Source organism: Psychrobacter sp. UBA6739, assembly GCF_002453835.1.
Lineage (GTDB): Bacteria > Pseudomonadota > Gammaproteobacteria > Pseudomonadales > Moraxellaceae > Psychrobacter > Psychrobacter immobilis_A.
Genome location: NZ_DKHR01000018.1, coordinates 38854 through 48301, shown reverse-complemented (window position 1 = coordinate 48301; position 9448 = coordinate 38854). Strand labels below are relative to the sequence as shown.

Here is a 9448-nt window from a genome sequence, read left to right as displayed (position 1 = left end):
TCTTTACTCATATCATTCTCTCAATACTAGGTAATGATCTAGCTTAGTTCAATCATACCTTTATAGGAAGGTTGAATAACCAATAAAAAGGCTGGGTTACGATAGCGTAGCCCAGCCTTATTCAGGTTAATTCGACTTTATTGCTTATAAAATTACATAAACGGCAGTTTAGTAAATATCTGCAAGATCGTCGCGTTGACGATATCGACAAAGAATGCACCAACCATTGGCACAATCAAAAACGCCTTAGGCGAAGGCAGATAGCGATCCGTGACCGCCTGCATATTGGCAATCGCCGTAGGCGTCGCACCCATACCAAAACCACAATGTCCAGCTGACAAGACCGCTGCATCATAGTCTTTACCCATCACCTTAAAGGTTATGAAATAGACATAAACAACCATAATGACCGTCTGTACCAGTAAGATAATCAACACAGGGCCTGCCAAATCAGTCAGCTGCCATAGCTTCAATGACAGCAGCGCCATGGCTAAGAACAGACTCAAAGAAGCGTTACCAAATACGTCGATAGAGCGATCAAACATATCAAAATTAAAGATAGTGGTTAAGACATTACGAATAATCACACCACCTGCCAACGCCCAAACGAAGGTAGGTAGCTCAAACCACGTGCCTTGGGCAACAAGCGTCATGACATCGGCGAAGGCCAACGCTGTGGCAAACAATGCCAATGTCTCAATAGTAGAAGAGGCGGTGATAAAGCGCATGCTATCAGGTCTTTCGAAAATTTCTTTATTACTACTCGCTGAATCTTCATCGTGTTTGGTGCTATAAAGCGACTGCGCACCAGCGACTTTTTCGATATCACTAGGATTGGGATTGGCAGGTGTTGGTTTTAACCCCAGCTTTTGAATCAGGCGACGGGCAACAGGGCCACCAATGATACCACCAGCGACTAAGCCATAGGTAGCAACGGCGATACCAAGCGTCGTTGCACCGACCACACCGTAATCTTGCTCCAAGGTGATACCCCAAGCGCCTGCCGTACCGTGACCACCAGTCAGGGCGATAGAACCTGTCACTAATCCAAGTAGTGGATCAAGTCCCAACGCGCTTGCCATGGCCACACCAACGACATCTTGCAAGACGATAAAAACGGACACAACGATGGTAAAAATCAACAATGGCGTACCACCGGCTTTGAGTCTACTAAAATCAGCACTCAAACCAATAGAGGCAAAAAACATAAGCATGGTCGCCGTCTGTAATCCTTGATGAAAGTTAAAACTATATCCCCAAATGATATTTAGAATATAGACCACTATTGCTGCGACCAAACCACCAGCAACAGGCTCTGGAATGTTAAAATCTTCTAAGAATTTAATTTTCTTGACCAAAAAGCGCCCAAGCAGCAGCACTAGAGTGGCTAGTATCAGCGTGTAATAGCCGTTTAGGGTAATTTCCATATATTAATCCTTTCTATAAAAATAAATTAACCTGAATTCGGGATAAATATGGTTTTATCTCGAATTCAGGTTTGTGTGGTGATTGGCGACTAGGCATCATCCACGGACGGCATAATAACCCATAATTGCGGCTTGCCAAAATCTCTGTAGGCATCTTCAATGATACTTTTGAAAACATTAAAATCTTCGGTGTTTATTTTTTTCACCGCTGTTAGATCCAGCATCAGGTGAGTCACTTCGCTGTCCGTTAAACAGTCCCATGCGCTATCCCAGTTATGTGAAAAATAGCTGGGAAAATCACAGGCATTGGCTAAGTTTGTTAATAATGTGGTTTTATTGAGTATCTCGTCTACCGGTATGTTAACAGTCTGAGCGGGCATGCTAGCATTTAGTGCTGTAGTTTTTTGGTTAATATCTTGGTCAAAACCCAGATTAATATAGTGGATGGCTTTACTCATATTATTTTACGTCCAGTCTGCGAAAGCTATCATAATGATCAACGGTTAAGTAATACATGGTCGGCGGATGACCACCTGTGACGATACGCCGTGCACCGCGATGTGACACGCCAGGGGTCGGCACGGTATATTCGCGGTAGTAGCCTTGCGACTGCGCGGGCAATCTGCCCTCACGATTATAAAATGTCGTGCCATCTTTATGAGGATAAGGAAAAGGCCCGCCTCCTTGAATAAGGGCAATGGTATTGTCTATCTGAGCATCGCCCGTGATGCCGCTTGTCTTTACTGGCTGGGTCTCGGATGAGGTTTGTGATACCGCTGTTGGGTCAATACTATTGGTCAAAAACCCAGACGACAAATCACCAAAAAAGTAAACAGCAACGGCAATAAGGGCAATCAAACTAAATAGGGTAGAGCCTAAGCTTCTCTTGTTTTGATTGCCACGCTGACTATGGCGATTGTCACGGGTAGTGTGTCGCGGGTTTTTGTTATTATCAATAGCGGTGTGTCGGCTGCTAGTATTTGAATAGTGATTGGTTATATTTGAGTCTGGAGTGGCTAAAATACTCAATTCGTTGGAAGTGACTTCAGTGGCTCGTAGTTGGTTTTTATCATTACGCTCACTATTAAAATAGACGCTTTGACCAACGGTTATCGGCTGTGATAATCGCACTTTACTCACATGAAAAAACACGTCTTCACTTTGGTTGTCTACATCGATAAAGCCATAGCCTTTATCTGAATTCCAGTGCTTGATTTTACCACTCTGCATAAGCCCACTTTCCTATCGCTTGTTTCATTATCGTGCCGCATGACTTCTACCATACATATGGTTTTAATACCGCATATATAACATATTTGACACTACTAAAAAACGCCAGCAATTGAGCTGGCGTTTTTTTGTGGATTATACGTTAAATCAGAGAGTGGATGATAGGCTAAGCGATAAGACGTTAGGCGCGAGTCTCACCATGACCATAAACGATCCATTTCTGTGAGGTGAGACCTTCAAGTCCTACTGGGCCACGAGCGTGGATTTTATCGGTCGAGATGCCAATCTCAGCACCCAATCCATACTCAAAGCCATCAGCAAAACGGCTAGAGGCGTTAATCATGACGCTCGCTGAGTCGACTTCACGGATAAAACGTTGCGACTTGGTATAGTTGTCGGTGATGATAACGTCGGTATGATGGCTGCCATGAGTGTTGATATGTTCAATGGCTTCGTCAATACCTGACAAAACTTTTACCGCTAAGATAGGCGCTAAATATTCGGTATCCCAATCCTCAGCAGTGGCTGCAGACAGATGACCAGCAAGCTTAGCATTGTCATTTAAGATGGCTTGCGACTTGTCATCAAGGCGCAATTGCATCGCATCATCAGCGGCGATGATGGCTTCGGCAATCTTTGGCAATAGCGCACCCGCGACTGATTCGTCGATCAATAGCGTCTCCATAGTATTACACGTACCGTAGCGATGGGTTTTTGCATTGACGCTGACCTTGATGGCGATTTCGGCATTCGCATCACTATCGATAAAGGTATGGCAGTTGCCATCTAAATGCTTGATGACAGGAACGCGAGCATCGCGGCTGATACGCTCAATCAATCCTTTGCCACCGCGTGGGACAATGACATCAACATAGTCTGTCATGGTGATCAGCTCGCCGACAGCAGCACGATCTGTCGTTTGTAATACTTGCACACTGTGCTCAGACAGCCCGACTTTTTGTAGTCCTTCCAAGATACACTTGGCAATCGCTTGATTGGATTCAAACGCTTCAGAGCCGCCGCGCAAGATAATAGCGTTGCCTGATTTTAGCGCCAATGAAGCCGCTTCTAAGGTCACGTTAGGGCGCGACTCATAAATCATGCCGACCACGCCGAGCGGCACCCGCATTTTACCCAAATGAATCCCTGATGGCTGATAGGTCATGTCAGTGACTTCGCCGATGGGATCTGGTAATGAAGCGACGTCTTTTAATCCTTGGAGCATGCCGTCAAAGCGGGCATCATTTAGCGCTAAGCGATCCAGTAAGGCTGCCTCTAAATCGTTGTTTTGTCCATTATCCATATCGATTTTATTGGCGGCCAAAATATCTGATTTGGCCTCTTTTAACACATCATGAATCGCCATTAATGCTGAGTTTTTGTCACCAGTGTTTGCCGCAGCCAGCACACGAGAAGCAGCTCGTGCCTGTTTGCCGACAGCTTGCATATACGCAGTAACGTCTGTGGTATTCGATTGACTCATAAATTATTTTCCTTATGTTATAAATGTTTTAAGCAAATGAAAGCGCCCAAAAAGGCGAAAATGTGGCAAAAAGATGATTTTGATACCTGTCAGGTATTATGCTATTTAACATAGAGGAGATTGAGGCGATAGTAAAGATGATTTTGTGAACAGTGCCTGCTTTACATAGCGTTTATGAGCATTGTCGTCGCGTCATTTTACTGACTTTACCATTACTGAGTCCTTGCCATTTCATGATACAAACATCACTTCAGAGAAAGCAAAAACGCAAGTTTGCGGTTACGTGGTTTTAACAGAACTGCGTTGTAACTACTAAGGTAGCTAGCATTAATCATACGTATAGTAGAGCTTAACGGTGCATCAAAAAGCAATTAAAGGGCAGACATTCATGTACGAATGGCTGCTCGTCAAATACAATTCAATAAATGAAATAATGATGGAGAATAAAAATGGCTATTAGAAATGACACTATCGACAACACCACGCGTAAAAGCTTGCTAACAGTTGGTTTGGTTGCTGCGGCATTGACATTGGGCGCTTGCGGTAAGAAAGAAGAAGCCCCTATGGAAACTGATCCAGCCGTTGATGCACAAACAGCAGTAGAGGATGAAGCTACTGGTGTTGCGACAGCAGGCGATGGCGATGATATTGCAGTTGCTAGCGCCGATGATGGCATGGCAGTGGGTAGTAATGATGATGTGGCGGTGGCAACAGCAGATGACGCCGAAGTGCTGGACGGCACTGAGAGCGAAGAACATGTCTCAACGTATTAAATCGCTATCTTGATTAACTGATTATCATTAGTTGATGATATAAGCGAATAAAACTAGATAATCAGATAAAACTACGCCCAGTACACGAAAGTGATAAAATAAGGCTCAGCGCTGTAAATACAGTCTGGGCTTTTTTGTGTTAGCTATTTAGTGTCTTATTAATATTTATTTACCACTGATTGAGCATCTGGTTCAATACAGGATTTGCCTTTTTGCTGTGTAATAAGAGACAATATGACATTTTTTCTATTTGTGTCACGAATCATAGCCTTATCACAATAATGCTATGATTGATGCTGATACTATTTATGCTGCCTATGCCGCTATTTTTTATTTATTTTTATTCGTGTTTTCACTCATATTTATTGGAAGTCTGCTGAACCATGCTTGATATTGCAAAAGATCCGACTCGGCCTATCGCCTTAGATTTACAAGACGTCCATAAAAGCTATGGCTCATTGGCAGTGCTAAAAGGAGTGTCCCTTACCGCATATGACGGTGATGTCATCTCTATTTTGGGCTCATCAGGCTCAGGTAAATCTACCTTGCTGCGCTGCATTAATTTGCTTGAAAAGCCCAATCAAGGTCGTATTATTATCGGTAATGATGAGCTGATGCTCAAGCCTGCCAAGTCAGGTGAGCTGCAAGCGGTCGATATTAAGCAATTGGAAAACTTGCGCGCGCGCGTGGGTTTTGTCTTCCAAAACTTTAACTTGTGGCCGCACAAAACGATTTTGCAAAACATCATCGAAGGACCAACGCAGGTTTTAAAGATTAAAAAAGATCAAGCCATTAGCGATGCTGAAAAACTGCTCGATAAAGTCGGTTTGCTTGATAAAAAAGACGCCTATCCAGCGAATTTATCTGGCGGTCAGCGTCAGCGTGTCGCTATTGCCCGTGCCCTTGCCATGCAGCCACAGGTGCTACTATTCGATGAGCCAACTTCAGCCTTAGATCCTGAGCTGGTCAATGAAGTGCTCGCTGTCATGCGTGAGTTGGCAGAAGAGGGGCGTACTATGCTTATCGTCACCCATGAGATGCGTTTTGCGAGAGAAGTATCAAGCAAAGTGGTGTTCTTGCATCAAGGCGTGATTGAAGAGATTGGCACGCCTGAGCAAGTTTTTGATAATCCTACCTCTGAGCGTGTCAAAGACTTTATGGCATCGCATCGTCAGAACTAGCCTCGTATTTAGTATCCGTTTTATATGCAAAAATGGGGTGGTAATATTCTTACCACCCTATCGTCATTTTATTTTAAGCATAAAATTACTGCTTAGTAAGCAGCGTTGACCGTTTATTACTCGTTAATAACAGTCGGTATGTAAAACGTTTGTTTTTGATATTTTACTCAGGTATTATCAAAAGGTTTACAGGTGGTCGATAATGACGGCTGCTTGTGTATTCTGCTATCTATATTGCTTGTCTGGCAGGGACGTCAGAGAACAAAATATCAGAACCCTACATTAAAAACCCATCAGAATTTAAGGAATGTATGATGTCGAATTCTCGCCTATTGTGGTCATCGATGACCGTTACCGCCGCATTGATGCTGAGCGCCTGTAGTCAACCGGCTAATGAAACTACTGATAGCAACACTGACGCCACTGCAGCAGAAACGGCTGGCAAGACCATTCGTATCGCGACCGAAGGTGCTTATCCTCCTTTTAACTACACCAATGCTGATGGCAGCTTGGCAGGCTACGATATTGACGTTGCCAATGCCTTGTGTAAACAGATGCAAGCCAAATGTGAAATCGTCGCTCAAGATTGGGATGGTATTATTCCGGGTCTTTTAGCACAAAAATATGATGCAGTGATTGCGGGTATGTCTATTACACCTGAGCGTCAAGAAAAAGTCGACTTTACCGAGCCTTACTTTGCCAATACGATGGTTTGGCTGACCGATACCAAAGGCAGTTTTGATCCTATGGCGATCAAAAACTTGACACTTGGTGGTCAACGTTCAACCACGCCTGGCGCTTATTTACAAGATAACTATGAAGGCAAAGACGGCAATACTGTGCAGTTGTATGACAATTATGACAATGCTTATCTGGATCTAAAGTCTGGTCGTAGCGATGCAGTATTGGCGGAAAAAGTCTCTGCCAAATCATGGTTGGCAGACAACCCTGAAGGCTTTGGTATCGTTGGTGACGAAATTGACAATGACGACAATATTGCCATTGCTGTTCGTAAAGGTGACGCACTCAGAGACGACTTTAATAAAGCACTCAGCGAAATCCGTAGTAACGGTGAGCTGGCACGTCTTGAGCAAGCGAACTTTGGTCAATAATCTTCTGATTGAAAAATGAAGGAATAGCAAACATGACAATATCAATGACATCATCATTAAAAACTAAGGCGCTTTGGCTTGCGCCATTAAGTGCCGCGATGCTTATGCTGGCTGGTTGTAATAATAGCGCCACGCCAGAAGATGGGGCGGCAGCTGACACCACAGCCGATGCACCTATGAACATAAAAATTGCCACCGAATCAAGCTATAAGCCGTTCAGTTATACCGATGCTGATGGCAAGTTAATTGGTTATGAGATTGAGCTGGTCGACGCTCTGTGTGCACAAATGAAAGCAAAATGTGAAGTCATCTCACAAGATTGGGATGGTCTCATTCCTGGTCTAAATGCCCAAAAATTCGATGCAATTATCGCAGGTATGTCGATCACGCCTGAGCGTAAAGAAGTGGTTGAATTCACTGACCCGTACTTTCACACTGGCATTATCTTGATTGGTAAAAAAGGTGATGACATTCGCGTCGATGCATTAAAAGGTCAGCCCATTGCCTCACAGCGCTCAACCGTCGCTTCACAGTACTTGCAGGATGAACATGCAGATGCTGATATCAAGCTTTATGATACCCAGGACAATGCGTATCTGGATCTGACTTCAGGTCGCGTACGGGCAATGATGTCCGATAAAGTCACTGGCATCGATTGGCTAAAAACGGATGCTGGCAAAGATTATGAAGTAAAAGGACAAGAAATCAGCACCGACGAAGATGCCATGGGTATCGCGCTTCGTAAAGGCGATCCATTGGTCGCTAAGTTCAATAAAGCGTTGGCTGAATTAAAAGAAAACGGTACTTATGACCAAATCACAGGCAGCTATTTTGGCACCAGCTCTACTGCTGCTGCGCAAAAAGCCGTGGCAACCACCGACGTAAAAGAAGTGATGGTGGTTGAAGGTGATGATGCTGTTGAAGTGAAAGAAGAATCAGCTGAAGCGGCGACTAACTAATATCATAGCTCATCTCTGTGCTCGGCTGATATGGCTGTCACGTATGGCGATATTCACTCATAGAGATGAGTGTTACTTTACTCACAAACCCCAAGGATGATCATGAACAACCATTTTGACCAACACCGTGCAATCGCGAACGCATCCGTTATCAATGGCATCAAGGCGCGACGTTTTTCAGCGCCCTTGCTTGCGATGGCGGCGCTTTTAACCTTAGTAGGGTGTAGCAATGGTCAAAATGATGCAAATGATGATGTCAGCCCAGACGCCGCTGAGACCGCAGCGACGGGTGATGTCTTGCGTATTGGTACCGAAGGCGCTTATGCTCCCTTTAACTATACCAATGCGGATGGCACCCTTGGTGGTTTTGATGTTGATATTGCCAATGCTATCTGTGCCGATATGAAGGTAACATGTGAAATCACAGCGCAAGATTGGGACGGTATCATCCCGGGTCTAAAAGCGGGTAAGTACGATGCGATTGTGGCCGCCATGTCGGTGACGCCTGAGCGTGAGCAACAAGTCAGCTTTACAGAGCCGTACTTTAGCAATACCTTGGTGTTTTTGGCCAAAAAAGACAGCAGCTTCGATCCCAATAATAGCGATGATATCAATGCGCATTCTATTGCCGCTCAGCGCTCGACCATTTCTTCGCAGTGGTTAGAAAAGGTTTATCCGAATGCTGACATGAAGCTTTATGACACGCTAAGTAATGCGTTTTTGGATTTGGGTTCGAATCGTGTTGATGCGATGGTGTCTGATAAGCTGCCAGCGCTAGAATGGCTTGGCTCCACCTCAGGCAGTCAGTATGCGCTCAAAGGTCAAGAGATTGACATCAATGATAATTTTGCCATCGCGGTGCGTCCAGGCGATGCATTGCAAACAAAAATTAATAAGTCATTGGTCAATATTAAAGCCGATGGCACTTACGATAAAATCAATCAAAAATATTTTGCGATTCCAGCGTCAAGCTCAACGGTCACTACTGAGCCGGCAGAAAAACCTGCTGAATAAGTCTTAAAATACATTTAGTACTGTTGCGTCGTAACCGTGAGAATGGTGATTTTTAATAGGTTAATTTGAATTCCATTTCATAGGAAGGGTATTGCTTCAATAGCGATATCCTTTTTTTGTTTTTTATAAAAAATAGTTCGGTCTTGTGATATTGACTGTTCGGTTTGTAAAAATATGACTAATCTAATGTGTTTTTAAGAAGATAAGCGTCTATTTAAGCACTGCTTTTACGTGTGAGTATTAACATAGCTGGCAGCGAATATGATAAA

General features: G+C 44.0%; 9 protein-coding genes. 5 read left to right on the top strand and 4 right to left on the bottom strand.

Features of this window, described 5'->3' with window-relative positions; genetic code table 11:
* Positions 1-152: 152 nt before the first annotated feature.
* From gltS to B2575_RS04290, 4 genes are all read right to left on the bottom strand, one after another.
* Positions 153-1427, bottom strand: a complete 1275-nt coding sequence (gltS, locus tag B2575_RS04305; RefSeq protein ID WP_296240316.1) for a sodium/glutamate symporter — start codon at positions 1425-1427, stop codon at positions 153-155.
* 89 nt (positions 1428-1516) lie between these two features.
* Complete coding sequence (locus B2575_RS04300; RefSeq protein WP_045453580.1) at positions 1517-1885, bottom strand: barstar family protein; 369 nt, start codon at positions 1883-1885, stop codon at positions 1517-1519.
* Between the two features lies 1 nt (position 1886).
* Positions 1887-2657 (bottom strand): ribonuclease domain-containing protein, encoded by a 771-nt coding sequence (locus tag B2575_RS04295; RefSeq protein ID WP_296240315.1) that lies wholly within the window; start codon positions 2655-2657, stop codon positions 1887-1889.
* A gap of 181 nt (positions 2658-2838) precedes the next feature.
* Positions 2839-4140, bottom strand: a complete 1302-nt coding sequence (locus B2575_RS04290; RefSeq protein WP_201604682.1) for a glutamate-5-semialdehyde dehydrogenase — start codon at positions 4138-4140, stop codon at positions 2839-2841.
* Between the two features lie 449 nt (positions 4141-4589).
* Here B2575_RS04290 and B2575_RS04285 point away from each other — a divergent pair, with 449 nt between their 5' ends.
* The 5 genes from B2575_RS04285 (at position 4590) to B2575_RS04265 (ending at position 9179) form a co-directional block, all read left to right on the top strand.
* Positions 4590-4913, top strand: coding sequence for a hypothetical protein (locus B2575_RS04285; RefSeq protein ID WP_250163658.1), 324 nt, complete (start codon positions 4590-4592; stop codon positions 4911-4913).
* 383 nt (positions 4914-5296) lie between these two features.
* A complete protein-coding gene (locus B2575_RS04280; protein WP_045443533.1) occupies positions 5297-6094 on the top strand; it encodes an ABC transporter ATP-binding protein in 798 nt (265 codons plus the stop codon).
* Positions 6095-6405: 311 nt separating this feature from the next.
* The gene (locus tag B2575_RS04275; RefSeq protein ID WP_173936682.1) at positions 6406-7206 is read left to right on the top strand and encodes a transporter substrate-binding domain-containing protein; all 801 of its coding nucleotides are present in this window, start codon (positions 6406-6408) and stop codon (positions 7204-7206) included.
* Between the two features lie 32 nt (positions 7207-7238).
* Complete coding sequence (locus tag B2575_RS04270) at positions 7239-8165, top strand: transporter substrate-binding domain-containing protein (protein ID WP_109590919.1); 927 nt, start codon at positions 7239-7241, stop codon at positions 8163-8165.
* A 102-nt stretch (positions 8166-8267) separates the two neighbouring features.
* Complete coding sequence (locus B2575_RS04265) at positions 8268-9179, top strand: ABC transporter substrate-binding protein (protein WP_414707416.1); 912 nt, start codon at positions 8268-8270, stop codon at positions 9177-9179.
* Positions 9180-9448: the final 269 nt, after the last annotated feature.